Genomic DNA, 18,184 nt, shown 5'->3' with positions numbered 1-18,184 from the left:
GTCTAGGCCGCCCTGAGGCCGGCTCGCAGGTCGTCCAGGAGGTCGTCGGGATCCTCGATGCCGCAGGAGAGGCGCACGAGGCCGCCGCCGACCCCGTGGGCCTCGCGCTCCCGGCGCGGTACGCTCGCATGGGTCATCGAGGCCGGGTGCTCGACGAGCGACTCCACGCCTCCCAGGCTCTCCGCGAGGGTGAAGATCCGAAGCGCCCGCATGAAACGGCGCGCCGCCGCGGAACCGCCGCGGAGGTCGATGCTGATCATTCCGCCGTAGCCGTCCATCTGCCGGCGGGCGAGCGCGTGCTGCGGATGGCTCGATAGGCCGGGATAGTGAACGATACGGACCTTCCGGCTCCGTTCCAGCAGCTCGGCGGCGGCCTGCGCGTTCGCCCCGTGGGCGCGCATCCGCACTCCGAGCGTGTGGAGTCCGCGGAGCACGAGATAGCTATCGAACGGGCTCGGAACGGCTCCCGCGGCGTTCTGGATCCACGCGAACCGGTCCCCCAGGGCTGCGTCCCGGAGGACGAGCGCGCCTCCGAGAACGTCCGAATGGCCTCCGAGGTACTTCGTGGTCGAGTGCAGCACGATGTCCGCGCCCCGCTCGATCGGGCGTTGGAGGGCCGGGGACGCGAACGTATTGTCCACGGCCAGGAGCGCTCCGGCGCGGTGGGCGAGGCGGGCGACCGCGCTGAGGTCGATGATCCGGAGTAGCGGATTGGTTGGCGTTTCGAGGTACACGAGATCGGTCGGGCCCGCGGCCAGGGCCTCCCGAAGCGCGTCGAGGTCGGTCATGTCGAGGTAGTCGATCTTGAGGCCGAACTGGCGGCGGTGGTGCTCGAACAGGCGCCAGGACCCGCCATAGAGATCGTTGACCGACACGATCCGCCGCCCCGTTCCGTAGTTCTCGAGCAGGCTGACGAGCGCGCCGAGGCCCGAGGAGAAGGCGAGGCCCCGGGCGCCGCCCTCCAGGTCCGCGAGCGTGCGCTCGAGGACATCGCGGGTGGGATTCGCCGTCCGCCCGTAGACGTATCCTCGGTTGCGGTTCGGCGCCTCCTGGGCGAAGGTGCTCGACAGGTAGATGGGGGTGTTGACGGCCCCGGTGGCCGCGTCGGGAGGCTGGTGGGCGTGGATCAGGCGGGTATCAAATCGCATGGCTCCCTCCTTCCTCCGATAGGAACCCGAGCAGATCGTACCGGGTCAATAGTCCGATGGGGGTCCCGGTTGCGGGTTCCCGGACCAACAGCGCGCGCTCCTCCTTCAATCGGTGGAGCACGGTCGCCACGGGCGTGTCGGCGCCGACCTCGGGGAAGGGGGGCAGGAGCACGGAGGCGACGGTGCGTTCGACGACGGTCTCGTCCTCGAGCATCCGACGCAGGATCTCCTCCTCCTGAACGCTCCCTAGGTTCGCGCCCGAGGCGAGGATCGGCATCTGCGAGAACCCGTGCCGGCGCAGCAGGGCCAGCGCATCTCGGACGCGCGTGGTGGGCTCGGCGGTCACGAGCGCGGGGAGGCCTCCCTTGCGTGAAAGCAGGCTGCGCGCGGTGGCGCCGGGGTCGAGGAACCCCTTCTCGCGCATCCACTCGTCCGAGTAGAACTTCGAAAGGTACCGGTCGCCGGAATCCGGCAGAACGATGACGATCGTGGAGCCCGCGGGCACCGGGCGCGTGGAAAGCCAGCGTAGGGCTCCGACGACCGCGGATCCGGACGAGCCCCCGACGAAGAGCCCCTCTTCCCGGGCGAGGCGGCGCGCCATGGCGAACGACTCGGCGTCGTTGACCTCGACGAACTCGTCGATGAACTGGAAGTGGATCGACTTCGGGATCATGTCTTCCCCGATGCCCTCGACGAGGTAGGGAGCGACCTTCGTGACCTGCTTCGTCCGGAAGTAGGTCCCGAGGATCGACCCCGCCGGGTCGACCGCGACGATGCGGACCGACGGGCGGTGTTCCTTGAAGTAGCGTCCGATCCCACTCAGCGTTCCCCCGGTCCCGACCGTGGCCACCACGGCCACGAGGTCCTCGCCGCCGTTGCGATCGATCTCGGGCCCGGTCGTGCGGTAGTGGGCGAGCGCGTTGCCCTCGTTCTCGTACTGGTTGGGGTAGTACGCCCCGGGGATCTCCCGCGCGAGCCGACGCGCGACCGAGTAGTGGCTCATCGGGTGCTCCGGCGGCAGCTGGCTCGGGGTCACGACCACGCGCGCGCCGTACGCGCGCAACAGCCGTATCTTCTCGGAGCTCATCTTGTCCGGGATCACGAACACACAGCGGTACCCCCGGACCGCGGCCACGAGGGCGAGTCCGACCCCCGTGTTCCCGCTCGTGGCCTCGACGATCGTTCCGCCCGGCCGGAGCAGACCCGTGCGCTCGGCCTCGTCGATCATCGAGGTGCCGATCCGGTCCTTGACCGAGCCGCCCGGATTGAGGAACTCGAGCTTGACCAGCACCCGGTAGGGGACTCCCTCGGTCACCCGACGCAGCGGGATCGCTGGAGTATTCCCGATCAGGTCGAGGATCGACGTGGGGGGGTCCGCGGGCGGGGTCATCCCCCGCCCGATTGGGGGGCGGCCATAAACGCTTGCCTCGCCCGTCCCTCCCGCGGTCCGGTCAAGTACGAACTCGTTCGTTCCTCACGGTCGGATGTCTTAAAGGGCCCCAGACCAAAGCCACCCTCGGAGGAAGATGCCCGGTTCCCTCGAAGCGGACGTGATTCGCTCGCTGCGTGATCTCAAGGAGGCTCCGGCGCGCACCGTCCGTCAGGACCTCGAGCACCGGGGGGTCCGCGTGGCCTACACCACGGTGGCGACGACCTTGTCCCGCCTCCACGCGAAAGGGGTTGTCAAGCGCCGCCGGGAAACCTGCCGAGGGGGCGAGCGCTACGTTTACCGACCCGCCGACTTCGAGCGGAAATACCTCGTCAATCTGCTTAAAGGGGTCGTCGACATGTTCGGCCCGGCGGGGGTCGTCCATCTGAACGAAGAGATCGAGAAGCTCAACCCGGCGGAGGAGCAAGAGCTCCGTCGGAAGCTGGGTCTGTAGGTCGTTCGGGGATCTGCATCGGCATGGATGCGCCCGTACTGGGGATCCCGTTTCTTCTCGTGGTCGTCTGGGTGGCGACTGGCGTTGGGTTGCTCGTCGCGGTCCGCCGATCCGGCTCGCCCATCGTCCTCCGGCTTGCGGCGACCTTCCTCGCGTTGTGGGCGGTGCTCGTCACGACCGCGCTCGCTTGGGTCGTCGTCGAAGGAGGCTGGGGCGGGGCCGCAGGGCTTGTGCGATCGCCCTTCATGCTCTTCCAGCCTCAGTTCGCCTCGGTCTGGGCGCTCGGGGCGGTCGGCGCGTTCGTCGTTTTCGCGCTCGCGTTCCTGATCAACCAGCTGGTCGGTCGCGGCTGGCTCAGCATCCTCCAGCCCACCGTGATCCCCTGGCCGGAGCGTCTGCCATCTCCGGGAAAATCCATCGCTCTCCTTGGCTTCCCGGATGCCCGGGTCGACGCCTTCAGCTTCACCCTCGTCGAGTTCGGGGGCCCGCGCCTCGTCCGCCGTCGTGAGGTGATCCTGCTCTCGAGCGGCCTTCGCGCGACCCTGACGCCTGAGGAACTCGAAAGCGTGATCGCCCACGAGCTCGGCCATGTCCGAGACCTGGACGGCCGCTACCTGACATTCTTCCGCACGTTCGCACGATTGATGCGATGGGATCCGGTGCTCGGTCGGGTCGCGAGTGCGCTCACACGGCGCGAGGAGTACCGCGCGGACGACGAGGCGGTGGAAATGACCCACAATCCGCGCGCGCTCGCGCGTGCGCTGTTCAAGGCCAGTACGAACGGGGGCGGCGAGCTCGGGATCCGTGCGGTGGGGTTCCTCGGTCTCGGCGGCGAACGGGGCCGCGCCGAAGCGTGGCGCCGGATCCGCCGCCTCGTGGCCCGCGCCGAGTCCGACGCCCCAGCGGGGGCTTTAGCTGCTAACGGTAATAGATATACATAGGTGATAGTCTATCGCTGTAATATGGATGTCCTCCTGCGTATCGGTGATGCCGCCTCCCGGCTCGGGCTCACTGTCACGACACTCCAACGATGGGACCGGCAAGGGAGGATACGGGTCGTGCGGACCCTCGGTGGGATGCGGCGTATCCCGTTGTCCGAGGTCCAACGCCTCATGGGCGAACAAGAACTTCGGTCGCCCATCCTCTACGCCCGCGTCTCCTCGCACGGCCAAAAGGACGCCCTCGAACGACAGAAGGAGCGCCTTCAACGAGCGTTTCCGGGGGCAGAACTTCACACCGATATCTGTTCGGGTCTCAAGTTCGACCGACCCGGGTTTCTCGCGGTCCTCAAGGCCGTACAGGAACGGCGCGTCTCCCGCTTGGTCGTGGCCTACGAGGACCGACTCGCCAGGTTCGGTGTGGACCTGCTCCGCCAAGTCTTCGCCGCCTACGGTACGACCCTTGAGGTTCTCGACCCGAAGCCCAAGGACAGACCCGAGTCGGAATTGGCGAACGACCTCATCACCATCATCACCTCGTTCTCGGCGCGACTCTACGGGCTTCGCAGCCACAAGACGAAGCGGCTCCTCTCCGAGGCCCGCAAGGTGCTGAAGGGCCCGTGATGGTTCAACGCGCCTATCACACGGAACTGGACCCGACCAACGTCCAGCGGACGGCCCTCCGCCAGCACGCCGGGTGCGCCCGGTTCGCCTACAACTTCGGCCTCCAGCGGAAGGAAGAGACGTGGTGGTTGAACCAACTCCCGGTCCCACGCATCAAGAATCCGACGGCCATCGACCTGCACCGTGAGATCAACTCCCGCAAGCAGAGCGACCTCGGGTGGATGTACGAATCCTCGAAGTGCGCCCCGCAGGAGGCCCTGCGGGACTTGGATCGCGCTTTCAAGAACTTCTTCGAGGGGCGGGCGAAGTATCCGAGGTTCCACTCCCGCCGCTCGGGGCGGAGTTCGTTCCGTCTTACCGGGGCCGTCAAGGTGGAGGACGGCCACATCACACTCCCACGGATTGGTCGGGTGAGGCTCAAGGAGCGTGGCTATCCCCCGGCCGAGGTCCGCCTCCGCTCGGTTACGGCATCGGAGAGGTCGGGGCGGTGGTATGTCAGTGTCGCGGTTGAGGAGGAACGTCCCCTTGTGGCATCTCCGACGGGCGGGGTCGTGGGCGTGGACCTCGGCATCGACGTTCTCGCCACCGTGAGCGACGGGCGGGTCATCGAGAATCCCCGCGCCTTCATGGCGCGACAACGGAAACTCCAGCATCTCCAACGGGAGGTATCGAGGAAGAGGAAAGGAAGCCACAACCGAGAGAAGGCCAGAGACCGACTGTCCCGGTGCCATGCGAAGGTCGCGGACCTGCGCACGGACGCGATCCACAAGGCCACGACGATGTTGGCGAGAGCCAAGCCCGTCATCGTGGTCGAGAGTCTGCGTCCCGCGAACATGCTCCGCAACCACTCGCTCGCCCGTTCCCTATCGGACGCCTCCTTCGGGGAGTTCGTCCGGCAGTTGGAGTACAAGTGCCGGTGGTACGGGTCGCGCCTCGTCAAGGTGGACCCGTTCTACCCGAGCACGAAGCAGTGCTCCCGGTGCGGGAACGTGAAGGAGGAGATGCCGCTCTCCGAGCGCGTCTATCGATGCGCGAAGTGCGGATTTGTACTCGACCGGGACCTGAATGCCGCTCGCAATCTCGCGAGGGTCGCCGCCAGTTCGGCGGAGACGGAAAACGCCTGTGGAGAGATGGCCTCCAGGAGCCGCGAGGTTCTTGCGCCGCCTCAAGGAATCAGGAACCCAGCATCGTTGGCGCCTGCCGCCAATGTCTAGGTATGGGAGAACGGATGCCGACGGTGGGTAGCCGGCCGGGCCGAGCCGTTTCACGGAGCGCGTGGACCGTCCTCGTCGTGCTCGCGATCGGGGTGGCCGCTCTTGCCCCGGCCGGCACCGCCAACGCCACGTTCTACCCGCCTCTCCCGGTGTTCGTGGGCAACCACATCCTCGGGAACCTCTCCGGCCCGACCCTGAACGCCGGGTCCTCCGGGACCCTGAGCCTGACCGTACAGGACCTCCTCCCGTGGCCGATGTCCGGCATCGCACTGACACTGGACATCTATGCGATGGGATCGAACGCAGGTCCCGCCACGCCGGTCGGGAACTCGATGACCCCACTCCTCACCGGGACGAACGGCGTGAGCGGGTCGAACATCACCTTCCCCGTGCTCGCGCTCGCCCCGAGGCAGGTCGCGGTCGTTACGGTCCCCGTCACCACCTCGGCATCGATCGGCGCCGCGTCCTTCCTCCTCCGGACCGCCCTCGGATTCACGGCGAACGGCACCCGATACCTGCTCGAGTCGCGCGGATGGTTCAACTCGGCGGTGTGGCAGAACGCGACCGAACTCGTCAACGGTAGCGCGACCCTCAACCTCGCCGCGCTCGGGGTTTCGGGCGTCACCCCCGAATCCTCGATCATCGTGCAGACGGTCACGTGGGCGTGGGTCGTCTATGGGATGATCGCCGGAGCGATCGCGCTCGTGGGCCTCGGGGCGTTCTTCTACTTCCGGCGAACCGGGTCAAGCGCCGGCGCGAAGCGGTCCCCGGGGGCGAGCCAGGCCCCGAGCGCCTTGGGCAAGAGGCGCAAGAGCGATGGAGACTGAGCCAGTAGCCGACGTGCCACGTGCGTCGGGAAATCGATGTCGCCGAACGCGACGATCGTGCCGAGCAGATTGGACTCCTTCAGGACGTCGATGAGACGATCGTAATCGGTGTCCGAGAGGCGAACGAACAAGCGGCGGAGGTGGAGCGCTCGGTCGAACTCCTCGCCGAGCTCCCCCCACCAGCGGCGGTCGTACTCCGAGAGAACACGCGCGGAGAGCTCGTTCCGGCGTAGCGCGCCATCGGCGACGTCGGCCGCGATCTCCGCGCACCGCATTCCCGTGAAGATCCCGCCTCCGGAGAGCGGCTTGACTTGGCCGGCGGCGTCGCCGACCAGGAGGACCCCGTCCGCATGGGTCCGCGGCACATGGCCGATCGGGATCCCGCTCACGAGGTAGGCGGTGGGGTTGCTCAAGCGCTCGCCGAATCGGCGCTCGAGGTGGCCGAGGAGCCGCTCGAAGTGGACACGCGCGCTGGTGCCGTCGGCGTCGGCTGCGATCCCGACCCTGGCCCCGCCCGTACCGTCGGGGATCCACCAGCCGAAGAGACCCGGCGCGAAGTCGTGTCCCAAGTACACTTCGACCCGGTCGGGGTCGCCGGGGCTCGTCGCGAACTCTGCTTCGAATGCGGGTAGGATCTCCACCGGACGGCGCAGGCCGTACGCCCGAGCGACGGCGCTGGTCACGCCGTCCGCCCCCAGGACGAGCCGGGCCGCAATCTCCCGGCGCTCTCCGCCGAAGCTGGTGAGCTCAACGTGCGCCCGGCCGTTCGTCGATCCTCGAGCGCGGTCGAACCGGGTCGAGCTCGAATAGCGCGCACCGGCGCGAGCGGCGCGGTCGGCGAGGTAGATATCGAGTCCGGCCCGGTCGATGACATACGCGCGCGGCTCCGCCGCCGTGAACTCGATCGAGCCGAGCGACGGGCCGAAGACGCTCGCCCCGTGGACCGGCCGCCGGACGAACCGATTCGATCCGGCGAGATCCAGCACGCGTTGGGAGACGAGGCCCGCGCACTGGACGGGGTATCCAATGCGATCGTGCTCTTCGATGACGAGCACGTCGTAGCCGCGTCGAGCGAGATGGTAGGCTGCGTTCGAGCCGGCGGGGCCGGCTCCCACGACGAGGACGTCGACCTCCTCCACGGTGCCTCGAACCCCGTGCGCGCTATAATCCCGCGGACGCCGCGCGCGCCTCGCGCCACGGCGTCGCCACGAGATCGGTCCGTTGCCGCGGCTGCACCGCCGAGGCATCCGGAGTGACCGAGAGTCCGCTCTGGAAGGCGAGGTGTCCGGTCCATGCGATCATCGCTCCGTTGTCCACGCACAGCGATCGCGGTGGGGCGAACATCGTGCCTCCGCGCTCCTCGACCATCGTGCGCACCATCCCTCGGAGGCGCTCGTTGCAGGCGACGCCTCCTCCCAGAACGACGGCGCCGTGCTTGCGGTGGGCGAGCGCCCGCTCGGTGATCTCGGTGAGCATCGAGTACGCCGTTACCTCGACCGAATAGGCGAGATCGGTGCGTTTCGCTCCCTTCGCGTGGAGGGCCAGCGTCGCCGTGAGCATCCCGGAGAAAGCGACATCCATCCCGTGCACCGAGTACGGGAGCGGGAGGAGCTCGGTGCCGAGCCGGGCCTCCGCTTCGATCGCGGGCCCGCCCGGGAAGGTGCCTCCGAGGGCGATCCAGAGCTTGTCGAGGAAGTTCCCGATCCCGATGTCGATCGTCTCCCCGAGGACGCGGTAGCGGCCGCGACCGTAAGCGATCACCTGCGTGTTCCCACCGCTCGCGTACAACAGGAGTGGATCGTCCAGTCCGCTCAGGACCCGAGCGATCTCGACGTGGGCGACGCAGTGGTTGACGGGAACGAGAGGGAGATCCCAGGCGAGGGAGAGCGTGCGGGCTACGGTCGCTCCGGCGCGCAGACAGGGGCCCAATCCCGGGCCCTGCGCGAAGGCGACCGCCTCGAGGTCCTTGGGTCCGAGATGCGCGGCCCCGAGCGCGCGCTCGACCAGCCCCGGCAGGAGATCGACGTGGTGATTGGCCGCCTCCCTCGGGTGGATCCCTCCGCTGGGCGGGCGATACATGTCGGAGGCGATCGCGAGGACCTCGGCCGACTCGGAGACGATCCCCACCGAAGCGGTGTGCGCGGTCGATTCGATGCCGAGGATCGCCATCGGAGTGTCCGAGGGGACCGGGCGAATAAGCCCGTCGAACCGGCACACCGAGGGAGCCGCTCCGCGCTGCGCGCGTCCCCGGGAGTCGACGGGTCAGACCCTAGCACGGAATCCAACGAAACCCGATTTTGTTGAACTATGACTTATGTTCCAAGGAGCGGCTCCATTTCCTCTGCCATGAGCGCATCCAACGGCGACTGGAGGAGAACCCGGGGCCGCAACTTCACCCGCGGGGGCGCGTGCGCCGTCGCCCTCGGAGTGATCCTGCTCGCGATTGCGAGCGTGCCGATCGGTTCCGCGGCGCCCGCCCCGGGGGCGACCACGGTCGCGAACGGCGTGACGATCTGGGCCTACGGAGGGACCGAGAACGTCTCGGTTGATTGGCAAGGTGAGCACGGCCAGTTCATCGGGAACGCATCGTACGGGTTCTCGACGACGCTGACCCAAACGAACACATCGAACACCACCTACTACCTCACGGAGAACCACACGGTCGGCGCATCGGTGCGACTGACCTACTGCCAGCCGGACTGCGCGTCGGCGAACTTCTCCTCGAGCTTCGACGCCCATGCATGGGAAGAATGGACGAGCGTCGCCGACTTCACGATCTCGGGCTCGGTCACGTTGCGGAACGGATCGTCGGTTCCCGCGCTCGCACTCACCCGCGCATCGACGCAGGCCGTGGCGAACCTCTCCGAGACGCGATCGTTCACCGCGAACGGAACGACGCACCTCGTGCGAGAGCTCTTCGTCGCCGCGAGCGCGAACCTGTCCGTCGACTTCGCACCCGCGCTCGGACTTCTCCCGTTGAACCTGACCGAAGCGGAGACGTGGACGGCCACGAGCCAGTTCACCGCCTCGGGAAACTGGCAGACGAGCTTCATGTCGGTCGGCCCGGACGGGTCGCTCAACGCGAGCCGATCGGGGAATCTGACCGGTAGTGGGAACGTCACCCTCTACGGATCGGACGGCCGCCTCGAATCGGACACTCTCCGTCCCGTGCAGGGGGAGAGCTGGACCCGTATCGCCGTCCGTCTCGGCTCCCCGATGGAACGGCACGGGTCGAGCGACCTCGGTCTCGGCTTCGATCTCCAGGATGGGTTCGCCCTCGTTCCGCGCGTTGTGGACATCTGGGCCGATACCGGCGACTGGGGCTCCTCGATGGCCCTCACGACCCACGCAGATGCCTCCGGGATCGACAGCACGGGAGTGCTGGGCTCGCACCTGGGTCTCGACTCGGCCGAGTGGAGCTACACCACCAGCGTCAATTCGTACGGCGCTCCCACGAATTCGAGCCCGAGCGTGGTCCAGGGGACTCCTCTGTCCCCGAGCGCGGCGCAAGCGAGCGCGGCCTGCCTCACCGAGGGGGCGTGCGCAAGCAGCGTGTCGGGTCCGTCCGGAACTGTCGCGAGCGCGCCGTGGGTGCTCGCGGGCCTGGCCGCAGCCCTCGTGGTCGGTGTCGCGGCGGTGGTGCTGCTCCGGCGCACCTAGAGCCGAGACCGGCAGATTCCTGCCGCCCCCATCGGGAGAGATGCTTCCGCCCCGCCTCGGCGCCCAGAGGACGCGGGGCCGCGGGAACTACGACTCCAGGATCGAGTCCTCGGTCGACTCGACGCGGAAGCCAACCCGCTTTCCTCGCAGCGAGGCCTGGATCCGATCGGCGAACTCGAGCGATTCTTGGATCGTGACGTCGCGGCCCCAGTCGTAAACGAAGTCGTAGCCGCTGGCCCCACGCTGGAATCCCATGTCCTGAAGGATGTCGGCGACCTCGGAGTACGGCGCGCCTTCGCTGTCCAACGCCAGCAGTAGGAAGGTCCGGGTCATCTCGTGCCTCTGGGTGCCGAACTCCAATGGGATTCCGACCCTTAAGCCTCGTCGGGGTCGGCCTCTTCGGGTTCGTGCGGACGCTTCGCGTGCGCCGTGACCCGTACTGCGACGCCCCGGCGCAGGCTGCTCATCTCGTGGGGAGCGAGCAGGAGCCGGCCCACGGCGAGCAGCACGTCCTGGGCATCCACCAAGATCCCGGTCTCGCCGATCCGTAGATCGGGATCGGCGCCGAGGGCGAAACGCGAGAACAGGCTTCGGCCCTCGCGCACGAAGCCGGTCGCGTCCGCATGGACGATCACCCGCGCCCGAGGAGGAGGGAGTACGGTCCGGAGCATCTCGGCACCACGGAAGGACGGGCGGGGAAGCCCGTCGTTGCCGATCTGGAAGACCGGGATATCCCCGGCCAAGATCCCCCGGAGGCGACCGGTGCGCCGCGAGCGCTGGCCCCGGAGCGGGTGCCGGGCGAGCGCCTCCGTGGAGGATGGATCGTACTGCCAGAGCAATCGGGACCGGACCTCGAGGTCCGTCCACTCCTCGGTCCAGTCCCGCTCGAGATCGAACTCCTCGGATCCGGTGGCGCGCAACTCTGCGGTCAGGTCACTCGGGGTTCGGCGACCCGTAGACTCGAACTCGGCGGAGGAGAGACAGGGTCCGATCGGGTACAGCTCGAGCAGTTCGACCGGCACCCTCCCGAACGGGGTCTCGGACTCCCATCGAACGGGCTCTCCCGTCCGGGTCGAGAGAGGTACTCGGGAGAGGTAGTCGGGGGAGAGTGCGATCCGAGGGAGGGTTCGGGCCGGCGAGAGCCCGCGGGTGTATCGCGCAAGGCGCTCCCGGAACAACCGCACCGCGGGGCGATCGTAGCTGGACGGACCGGTCTCGCGGAAGGCCCGACGGCTCGCCGGCTCGGTGGGAAAGAACACTTCTCCCCGTCCCAGCGCAGCGGAGAGCCCGGCCCGGAGCGCGGGGTGCGCGGTCGCTCGTCGTTCGACGAGCTCCCACAACGTTCCGTCCCGGATCGCCTGGCGGACCACGCCCATCTCGGCGGCGGAAGTGAGCAGGTTGTGCTCCGCGATCCGCCGCTCTCGCTCGGCGGGCTCCAGTTTCGCGACCTCGGGCAGCGGGATCTCCTCGCAGAGCGCGCAGCGGCAGGTCCGCTCCCGCAGCTCGTCGATCGCGATACTGCCTTCGGGGAAGAGCAACCGGCCTCGCCGGGCGAACTTGTGATACGCCGACGAGTCGAACAGGTCCACCCCGAACAGCGCGGCGAACGCGAACGTCATGGGATGGCCGGTCCCGAAGAGATGGACGACCCGGCCGGGGGAGAGGTGCGGACGCGCCGACGCGATTGCACGCGCGAGCTCCGCGAAGCGGTACTGCTCGAAGAGCGGGACGACGCCGCCGATCGCCAGCACGTCCCCGAGCGCGCTCGCTTCGCGCGCGGAGCGAGCCCGCAGGTCGTCGAAGGCTCCGCCTTGGACCGGCACCGCGAGCAGTCCCGCCCGTGCGCGTCGGGCGGCGCGCGCTCGCTCGATCGTCGTCTCGACCCCCGCCTCCGCCTCCGCGTGGTCGACGCCCGGTTCGACGAAGACATCGAGCACCGTCGCGATGTCGCTGCCGATGCCGTTCTGGAATTCGAGGATCTCCTCCGGGCCCACCTCGACGTGCCCGTAGGCGTGCTGCTGGAAGGCGCCGGAGTCGGTCATCACGGGCCCGTCGAAGTCGAGGAGGCCGTGGATCCCGCCGCGCTCTGCGGCCTCTCGCAGCGCCGGGGTTCGCCAGGTGATGTACGAAGAGGTGATCACCGCCCCCAACCCGAAACGCCGGCGGATCTCCGAGGTCGATACCGGTTGACGGGTCGGGTCCGGGTGGACGACGGGAAGGAGCGCGGGGGTTTCGACACGCCCGTGGGGAGTGTCGAACCGGCCGATGCGCGCGAGCCCGTCCCGGTCGAGCAGCTCGAACTCCACCATCGGTGCGTGCGACGCGGGCGGCCGATTAACTTTGGCGGCGTGCAGGAGCCGGCGTCCAGCTCTCGCGGATCCGCGTCAGGAGCCCGACGAGCATGGGGAAGGTCAGCTTCCCGGTGTTGGTGTTCTGCGGGCTCGGATGGTACGACGCCCACAACAACGGTCGGCCGGGTCCGATCGTCGCGACCGCCCCGTGCGAGAACGGCGTTCGGATCGGGCCGACGCCATACACCTCGGGGACCGCCGCCCGGATCGCGTCCCACGCGATCGAGCCGAGGGCGAGGATAGCTCGGGCATTGGAAAGGAGGCGGAGCTCGCGATCGAGGTACGGCCGGCAGCGAGAGCTCTCCTCGGGAGACGGGCGGTTGCCCGGGGGGACGCACCGAACGGCGGCCGTGAGATAGAGATCGGTGTAGCGCAGGCCATCGGCGCGTCGGTTCGAGGTCGGTTGGTTCGCGAACCCTGCCGCATGGAATGCCCGGACGAGGAAGGCGGCCGAGCGGTCGCCCGTGAACATGCGGCCCGTCCGATTCGAGCCGTGCGCGGCGGGGGCGAGCCCGACCGCGACCAGCCGAGCGTCCGGGTCGCCGAAGCCCGGGACGGGTTTCCCCCAGTACTCCTCTTCTCGGTACTCACGCTTGCGGACGGCGGCCACCTCCTCGCGGTAGCGCACGAGCCGCGGGCAGCGGCGGCAGGCGACGACCTCGGTCCGGAGCGCGGCCAAGGAATCCGTCATGCAGGCCGGACCGATTCCGGGCATATCCGTTCGCCGGAGAACCCGCGGGAGACTCACCGGGAGTGACGCAGTCCTTTACTTACCCCCCGCCTCCAGCCCTCATGGCCGACCAACACGTGCCCAAGGGTTCCCGCGTCCGTCTCGGGACCATCGAGGGCGATCTGGAGGTCGAGAAGAACGTGCGCATCGACGTTGACGGCCTTCTGAAGGTCTTGGGACGCGCGAGCTTCGCCGGCGACGCCGAGATCGCAGGGAACGTCGAGTGCGCCTCGCTCCGAGCCGACCACGCGGACCTTCTCATCCACGGCAACCTCGAGGTAGCGGAGGACCTCGAGGGTGAACGGTCCTCGATCCGGGTCGACGGAACGTTCCGGGCGCGTGACGTCGACATCGACAAGCAGCTCGTCGTACGCGGCCCGGCCACGGGCGAGCGGTTCGAGATCGGCGGATTGCTCGACTGCAGCGACACCCTCACGGCGCGCCGGGTCTCCGTGGGAGGGCGGGTCGTTGTCCGGGGAGCCCTCAAGGCGGAGAAGCTCGACGTCGGCGGAATGGCCGAGCTCGCAACGGTCGAACTCGACGAACTCGCCATCGGAGGGCGGATCTCGCTCCAGGGAGGAGAGATCCGCCGCTCGATCACCGTGGGCGGCACGATCGATGCGACCGGCCCCCTCACCTTCGGCTCCCTGGACGTGGGCGGGAAGGCGCGCCTCGGCGCTCCCTCCAAGGGCGGGAACATCGACATCGGAGGCGTGTTCCGAACCGACGGGGATCTTCACTTCGCACGACTCGAGATCGGTGGGATCGGATCGATCCACGGAAACGGTACCGGCCAATCGGTGGAGGTCGGAGGCAAGCTCGATGTCCTCCGATCGCTCGAGGTCCAGGACTCCGTCGAGATCGGCGGGATGCTCGAGGTCGGAGAACGCCTCACCGCCGCGCGCCTCGAGGTCGGGGGAGCGGTGCGTGCGTTGCGCGCTATCATCTCCGGCGAGGTCGAGGTCGGGGGCTCCGTCGGCACGACCGAGGGCCTCAAGGGTCGCCGGATCCGAGTGGGCCGCAAGACCCAGGCCCGCGGAGCGCTCGTGGGGGACCGGGTGATCCTCGAAGCGGACTCCGAAGCGGAGGAGATCTACGCCGGTAGCGTGGAGCTCGGTCGGGATGCCCACGCGACCCGGATCTTCGCCGGGGAGGTCGTCCTCGAACGGGGTGCCACCGCCGATGAGGTCCGGTACACGCGATCGTTCGGGGAGCAGACCCCTGGGTCGGTTCGTGGGTCCTTGCAGAAGGTGGACCATCTCCCCACGTTCCCTCTTTGAAGGGGGGGCCTCGAACCGTGTGGGACCGGCCGCGTGAGGGTTCAGGGACCGCGCGTCGCCGCGAGCAGACCGACCTCTACGCTACGATCCTAGAGGTCGTCAAACGTCACCACGGTCGGGCCCGGGTCACCCGTGTCTCCTACGGCGCCGGCATGCCCGTCGACCGCCTGTGTCGATCGATTGATCGGCTCATCGCGCTCGGCCTGCTCTCGTCGGACGAATCCGATGGGCACACCGTCTACCAAGTCACCGTTCGAGGGCAGGAGTTCCTGAACACGTACTGGAGGATGCGGGCGTACACCGAGGCGTTCTCGGGCTCCTCCGGGGCAGCGAGCGGACGCTGACCGCGCCCCCCGTGCGGTTGGACGCGACCTGCGGGGACCCCAAGGGGCCGATCGAGCCCTAACGGAGCGTCACGAAGCCGACGACGGGCCTCACGGCCGGGCACCCGCCCTTCGGATCGAACGGAGCTTCTGCCGCATGGGAGCGCGCGTCTCGAGCGTTGCGGCCGGAGAGACGCTGGAGCAGCTCGCGGAGGCGATGCGCGCCGGGAAATCTGCGAGGAGGGTCGTACGGACGCGCAAGGAGTTCCCGGTCGCTTGCGCGGAGTTCGCAGGCTGCGTTCATCGGTGGGCGCTCGGAGGACGGCGGCGGCATCACCACGCTCCTCATTCCCGGGGACGAGAGGGCGGACATGGAGGCGGGAACCCTCCCTAGGAGGACATGCCTAGCGCACGGAGGGCGCTCACGAACGGTGAGCCCTTCGGCCGAGGCTGCGTCAGGTGTACCGCGGGACCTTGCGATCGACCTGGGCGGACCAGGCGTCGATGCCCCCGGAGAGATTCGTGACGCGCGCGTACCCCTCGCCCTCGAGGAAACCGGCGACCATTTCGGAGCGCGAACCGTGGTGGCAGTAGACGACCACTTCTCGGTCCCGTGGGATCTCGGCGAGCCGTTCGGGGACCTCGTACATCGGGATGTGGATCGAAGGCTGGATCGCCGCGGTGACCCGCTCCTCGTCCTCACGGACATCCAAGAGCAGCAAACTCTCTGGTTCTTCCGAGAGCCGGCGGGCCACCTCTTCCGGCGTCGTCCGTGCAACCATCGTGCAGCCATCGAGCGGGGCGGGCATATTCCTTTCTACACCCCCCCACCGCCCCTATCGGTCGCGCGGGCGGAAACGCGTTAGGCGGGCCCTATATGCTCGCTCGGGCTCACATCCGACATGCAGTTCCGTGACCCGGTCTGCGGAATGATGGTCGACCCGGCCCGCGCCCCGGCGAAGGGGACGTACGGCGGCGAGACGATCTACTTCTGCAGCGAGGGCTGCCGCAAGACGTACGAGCGCACCCACCCCAGCGCGTAGACTCGGGGCGCGTAGTCGAACGGCTCGGAGGGCGCGCGCTCGATGGCGACCGACCCGATCTGCGGGATGTTCGTCGACGAGAAGAGCGCCGAGCTCACCCTACTGCGCGAGAGTCGAACCTACTACTTCTGCTCCACGACGTGCCTAAAGGAGTTCTCCGCCCCGGAGCATCAACTCGCCCAGCTCCAGCTCCGACTCGCGATCGCCTGGCCCCTCTCCGCGGTGATTCTCGTCCTATCGTACGTGTACTCCCCGCCGGGATGGCCTTGGGTCGCGCTCGCGCTCGCGGGGGTCGTCCAGTTCTACCCCGGCCTCGATTTCTACCGCGGGACCTACGATGCGATCCATAACCGCGTCTGGAACATGGACATACTCATCGCGGTCGGAACCACCGTCGCCTTCGCGTACAGCACCGCGGTGGTGGTCGCGCCGGCGGGGCTACCTCACAACTACTACTTTGACGCGTCGGCCCTGATCGTTACCCTCATCCTGACGGGACACTACCTCGAACATCTCACCCGCGAGAAGGCCCGCGGCTCCCTGCGCAAGCTCCAGGAGCTGCTCCCGAGCACGGCGAGGGTTCTGCGGGACGGAAGCGAGGTGGAGGTCCCGGTCTCGGAGGTCCAGGCCCGAGACCGCTTCCGCGTCCGCCCGGGGGCGCGTGTCCCGACCGACGGCGTGATCCTAGAGGGCCATTCGGCCATCAACGAAGCGATCCTCACCGGGGAGAGCCTGCCGGTAGAGAAGAGCCCCGGCGATTCGATCATCGCCGGGTCCATCAACGGGGAAGGACTCCTCACGGTAGAGGCGACGAAGGTCGGAGAGGACACGCTGCTGGCCCAGATCGGCCAGCTCGTGGCCGAGGCCGAGACGAGCCGAGTGCCCCTGCAGAAGCTGGCCGACCGGATCGCCGCCACGTTCGTCCCCGTCGTGCTGGTCCTGGCGGTCCTGGCGTCCTTCGCCTGGGCCCTGGCCGGCGTGGGCCTGACGATATCCCTGCTCGTTCTGGTGTCGGTGGTCATCACGGCCTGCCCTTGCGCCTTCGGCATCGCGACCCCCGCCGCGATCATCGTGGGAACCGGGAGGGCCGCCGAGGAAGGGATCCTCTTCAAGGGACGCGACTCCCTCGAGCGCGCGAGCCAGGCGGACGTGGTCCTTACGGACAAGACGGGGACCCTGACCCGCGGAGAACCTTCTCTGACCGACATGCTGGCCATGCCGGGAGTCGATCCGGCCCACCTCCTCAGCGTCGCGGCGGGCCTGGAGCAGGGCTCCGAGCACCCGCTGGCCCAGGCGGTGCGCGACGCCGCGGCCCGGCGCGGCTCGACCATCTCCCCGGTTCGCTCGCTCACCGCCGAACCCGGACGAGGGATCCGCGGCGAAACAGATGGAAGGACGGTCTCGATCCTTCGGGGTGCCGCCGCCCGGACGGACCGTTTGGAACTCGGCCCCTTGGTCGCGGATTCCCGCAGGCTCGAGTCGGAAGGGAAGACGTGGTCAGTAGTCCTCGAAGAGGGGCGCCCCTTGGGAATCCTCGGCTTCTCCGACGAGGTCGCTCCCGGCGTCCGAGCGGCGATCTCGGCCCTGACTCAGGACGGTATCGCCGCGATCATGGTGACCGGCGATCACGAGGCCGCCGCGCGACGTGTGGCGGAGCAGGTGGGGATCGCCGTGGTGCACGCCAACGTGAGCCCCCAGGAGAAGTTGGCGATCATCAAGGAGTACCAAGCCCAAGGGAAGCACGTCGCCTACGTCGGCGACGGCATCAATGACGCACCGGCGCTCGCGGCCGCAGACCTCGGCATCGCGATCGGCGCCGGCACCGACGTCGCCAAGGAAGCCGGTGGGGTGATCCTCGTGCGGTCGGACTTCCGAGGAGTGGCCCTCGCGCTGCGCACCGGACGCCGGACCGTGGGGAAGGTCAAGGGAAACCTGACGTGGGCGCTCGGGTACAATGCAGTTCTGCTCCCGATCGCGGCCGGTGCCCTGGTCCCCGTCTTCGGCCTCGGCATCTACAACGTACTGCCCATCACGGGGGCTCTCGCCATGGGTCTCTCGTCCACCTCGGTCGTACTGAACTCACTTTCCCTTCGATTCGTCTCTTTGGCCCATTGACCCGTGGGATACCGCGTCAAGCGCGCTTGACGGGCGCTTCTAATCTCC

At 68.3% G+C, this 18,184-nt stretch carries 19 protein-coding genes; 10 read left to right on the top strand and 9 right to left on the bottom strand.

What is annotated here, in order from left to right; all coding sequences use genetic code 11:
- Nucleotides 1-2 precede the first annotated feature (2 nt).
- Together VMV28_07550 and VMV28_07545 are read right to left on the bottom strand one after the other, a co-directional pair.
- The gene (locus VMV28_07550; GenBank protein ID HUZ80451.1) at nt 3-1,148 is read right to left on the bottom strand and encodes a PLP-dependent aspartate aminotransferase family protein; all 1,146 of its coding nucleotides are present in this window, start codon (nt 1,146-1,148) and stop codon (nt 3-5) included.
- Nucleotides 1,138-2,538: a pyridoxal-phosphate dependent enzyme gene (locus tag VMV28_07545; protein HUZ80450.1), complete on the bottom strand. Its 1,401-nt coding sequence runs from the start codon at nt 2,536-2,538 to the stop codon at nt 1,138-1,140. Before VMV28_07545 ends, VMV28_07550 begins: the two co-directional genes overlap by 11 nt.
- Nucleotides 2,539-2,674: 136 nt before the next feature.
- Between VMV28_07545 and VMV28_07540 the strand changes: the two genes are divergently transcribed.
- Genes VMV28_07540 through VMV28_07520 form a run of 5 tightly spaced genes read left to right on the top strand, consistent with a single transcriptional unit; the run spans nt 2,675 to nt 6,634 of the window.
- Complete coding sequence (locus VMV28_07540) at nt 2,675-3,031, top strand: BlaI/MecI/CopY family transcriptional regulator (protein ID HUZ80449.1); 357 nt, start codon at nt 2,675-2,677, stop codon at nt 3,029-3,031.
- 23 nt (nt 3,032-3,054) lie between these two features.
- Nucleotides 3,055-3,972, top strand: coding sequence for a M48 family metalloprotease (locus VMV28_07535; protein HUZ80448.1), 918 nt, complete (start codon nt 3,055-3,057; stop codon nt 3,970-3,972).
- Nucleotides 3,973-3,993: 21 nt separating this feature from the next.
- Nucleotides 3,994-4,593 carry an IS607 family transposase gene (locus tag VMV28_07530; protein HUZ80447.1) on the top strand — a complete coding sequence of 200 codons (600 nt, stop codon included), beginning with the start codon at nt 3,994-3,996 and terminating at the stop codon, nt 4,591-4,593.
- The gene (locus VMV28_07525; GenBank protein ID HUZ80446.1) at nt 4,593-5,807 is read left to right on the top strand and encodes an RNA-guided endonuclease TnpB family protein; all 1,215 of its coding nucleotides are present in this window, start codon (nt 4,593-4,595) and stop codon (nt 5,805-5,807) included. The genes VMV28_07530 and VMV28_07525 overlap by 1 nt, the downstream gene beginning before the upstream one ends.
- A 14-nt stretch (nt 5,808-5,821) precedes the next feature.
- Nucleotides 5,822-6,634, top strand: coding sequence for a hypothetical protein (locus VMV28_07520; protein HUZ80445.1), 813 nt, complete (start codon nt 5,822-5,824; stop codon nt 6,632-6,634).
- Here the strand turns inward: VMV28_07520 and VMV28_07515 are convergent.
- Nucleotides 6,532-7,773 carry an NAD(P)/FAD-dependent oxidoreductase gene (locus VMV28_07515; GenBank protein ID HUZ80444.1) on the bottom strand — a complete coding sequence of 414 codons (1,242 nt, stop codon included), beginning with the start codon at nt 7,771-7,773 and terminating at the stop codon, nt 6,532-6,534. The genes VMV28_07520 and VMV28_07515 overlap by 103 nt on opposite strands.
- Before the next feature lie 22 nt (nt 7,774-7,795).
- Nucleotides 7,796-8,803 (bottom strand): KEOPS complex N(6)-L-threonylcarbamoyladenine synthase Kae1, encoded by a 1,008-nt coding sequence (gene kae1, locus VMV28_07510; GenBank protein HUZ80443.1) that lies wholly within the window; start codon nt 8,801-8,803, stop codon nt 7,796-7,798.
- 177 nt (nt 8,804-8,980) lie between these two features.
- On the opposite strand from kae1, the gene VMV28_07505 reads away from it, so the two are divergent.
- Complete coding sequence (locus VMV28_07505; protein ID HUZ80442.1) at nt 8,981-10,294, top strand: hypothetical protein; 1,314 nt, start codon at nt 8,981-8,983, stop codon at nt 10,292-10,294.
- A gap of 87 nt (nt 10,295-10,381) precedes the next feature.
- On the opposite strand, the gene VMV28_07500 is transcribed toward VMV28_07505, so the two are convergent.
- From VMV28_07500 to VMV28_07490, 3 genes are read right to left on the bottom strand one after another with little or no spacing between them, the layout of a single operon-like run.
- Nucleotides 10,382-10,627: a hypothetical protein gene (locus tag VMV28_07500; protein HUZ80441.1), complete on the bottom strand. Its 246-nt coding sequence runs from the start codon at nt 10,625-10,627 to the stop codon at nt 10,382-10,384.
- A 41-nt stretch (nt 10,628-10,668) separates the two neighbouring features.
- Entirely contained in the window at nt 10,669-12,603 is a 1,935-nt protein-coding gene (gene tgtA / locus VMV28_07495) for a tRNA guanosine(15) transglycosylase TgtA (protein ID HUZ80440.1), read from the bottom strand.
- 25 nt (nt 12,604-12,628) lie between these two features.
- The gene (locus VMV28_07490) at nt 12,629-13,336 is read right to left on the bottom strand and encodes a uracil-DNA glycosylase (protein ID HUZ80439.1); all 708 of its coding nucleotides are present in this window, start codon (nt 13,334-13,336) and stop codon (nt 12,629-12,631) included.
- A 101-nt stretch (nt 13,337-13,437) separates the two neighbouring features.
- Here VMV28_07490 and VMV28_07485 point away from each other — a divergent pair, with 101 nt between their 5' ends.
- Together VMV28_07485 and VMV28_07480 are read left to right on the top strand one after the other, a co-directional pair.
- The gene (locus tag VMV28_07485) at nt 13,438-14,655 is read left to right on the top strand and encodes a hypothetical protein (GenBank protein HUZ80438.1); all 1,218 of its coding nucleotides are present in this window, start codon (nt 13,438-13,440) and stop codon (nt 14,653-14,655) included.
- Between the two features lie 17 nt (nt 14,656-14,672).
- Nucleotides 14,673-14,999 carry a winged helix-turn-helix domain-containing protein gene (locus VMV28_07480; GenBank protein ID HUZ80437.1) on the top strand — a complete coding sequence of 109 codons (327 nt, stop codon included), beginning with the start codon at nt 14,673-14,675 and terminating at the stop codon, nt 14,997-14,999.
- Between the two features lie 58 nt (nt 15,000-15,057).
- On the opposite strand, the gene VMV28_07475 is transcribed toward VMV28_07480, so the two are convergent.
- Nucleotides 15,058-15,282 (bottom strand): hypothetical protein, encoded by a 225-nt coding sequence (locus tag VMV28_07475; protein ID HUZ80436.1) that lies wholly within the window; start codon nt 15,280-15,282, stop codon nt 15,058-15,060.
- 151 nt (nt 15,283-15,433) lie between these two features.
- Nucleotides 15,434-15,787, bottom strand: coding sequence for a rhodanese-like domain-containing protein (locus VMV28_07470; protein HUZ80435.1), 354 nt, complete (start codon nt 15,785-15,787; stop codon nt 15,434-15,436).
- Between the two features lie 93 nt (nt 15,788-15,880).
- Here VMV28_07470 and VMV28_07465 point away from each other — a divergent pair, with 93 nt between their 5' ends.
- On the top strand, nt 15,881-16,021 hold the full coding sequence (locus VMV28_07465; GenBank protein HUZ80434.1) for a YHS domain-containing protein: 141 nt from the start codon (nt 15,881-15,883) through the stop codon (nt 16,019-16,021).
- Between the two features lie 42 nt (nt 16,022-16,063).
- Entirely contained in the window at nt 16,064-18,136 is a 2,073-nt protein-coding gene (locus VMV28_07460) for a heavy metal translocating P-type ATPase (protein ID HUZ80433.1), read from the top strand.
- Nucleotides 18,137-18,184 lie beyond the last annotated feature (48 nt).

Source organism: Thermoplasmata archaeon (assembly GCA_035532555.1).
Classification (GTDB): domain Archaea; phylum Thermoplasmatota; class Thermoplasmata; order Lutacidiplasmatales; family UBA184; genus Lutacidiplasma.
This window is presented reverse-complemented; position numbering and strand designations above follow the sequence as displayed.

Coding starts and splice junctions, on each gene's coding strand:
- VMV28_07550 (HUZ80451.1), bottom strand. CDS start 1,148: ATGCGATTTGATACCCGCCTGATCCACGCCCACCAGCCTCCCGACGCG.
- VMV28_07545 (HUZ80450.1), bottom strand. CDS start 2,538: ATGACCCCGCCCGCGGACCCCCCCACGTCGATCCTCGACCTGATCGGG.
- VMV28_07540 (HUZ80449.1), top strand. CDS start 2,675: ATGCCCGGTTCCCTCGAAGCGGACGTGATTCGCTCGCTGCGTGATCTC.
- VMV28_07535 (HUZ80448.1), top strand. CDS start 3,055: ATGGATGCGCCCGTACTGGGGATCCCGTTTCTTCTCGTGGTCGTCTGG.
- VMV28_07530 (HUZ80447.1), top strand. CDS start 3,994: ATGGATGTCCTCCTGCGTATCGGTGATGCCGCCTCCCGGCTCGGGCTC.
- VMV28_07525 (HUZ80446.1), top strand. CDS start 4,593: ATGGTTCAACGCGCCTATCACACGGAACTGGACCCGACCAACGTCCAG.
- VMV28_07520 (HUZ80445.1), top strand. CDS start 5,822: ATGCCGACGGTGGGTAGCCGGCCGGGCCGAGCCGTTTCACGGAGCGCG.
- kae1 (HUZ80443.1), bottom strand. CDS start 8,803: ATGGCGATCCTCGGCATCGAATCGACCGCGCACACCGCTTCGGTGGGG.
- VMV28_07505 (HUZ80442.1), top strand. CDS start 8,981: ATGAGCGCATCCAACGGCGACTGGAGGAGAACCCGGGGCCGCAACTTC.
- VMV28_07500 (HUZ80441.1), bottom strand. CDS start 10,627: ATGACCCGGACCTTCCTACTGCTGGCGTTGGACAGCGAAGGCGCGCCG.
- tgtA (HUZ80440.1), bottom strand. CDS start 12,603: ATGGTGGAGTTCGAGCTGCTCGACCGGGACGGGCTCGCGCGCATCGGC.
- VMV28_07490 (HUZ80439.1), bottom strand. CDS start 13,336: ATGACGGATTCCTTGGCCGCGCTCCGGACCGAGGTCGTCGCCTGCCGC.
- VMV28_07485 (HUZ80438.1), top strand. CDS start 13,438: ATGGCCGACCAACACGTGCCCAAGGGTTCCCGCGTCCGTCTCGGGACC.
- VMV28_07475 (HUZ80436.1), bottom strand. CDS start 15,282: ATGAACGCAGCCTGCGAACTCCGCGCAAGCGACCGGGAACTCCTTGCG.
- VMV28_07470 (HUZ80435.1), bottom strand. CDS start 15,787: ATGCCCGCCCCGCTCGATGGCTGCACGATGGTTGCACGGACGACGCCG.
- VMV28_07465 (HUZ80434.1), top strand. CDS start 15,881: ATGCAGTTCCGTGACCCGGTCTGCGGAATGATGGTCGACCCGGCCCGC.
- VMV28_07460 (HUZ80433.1), top strand. CDS start 16,064: ATGGCGACCGACCCGATCTGCGGGATGTTCGTCGACGAGAAGAGCGCC.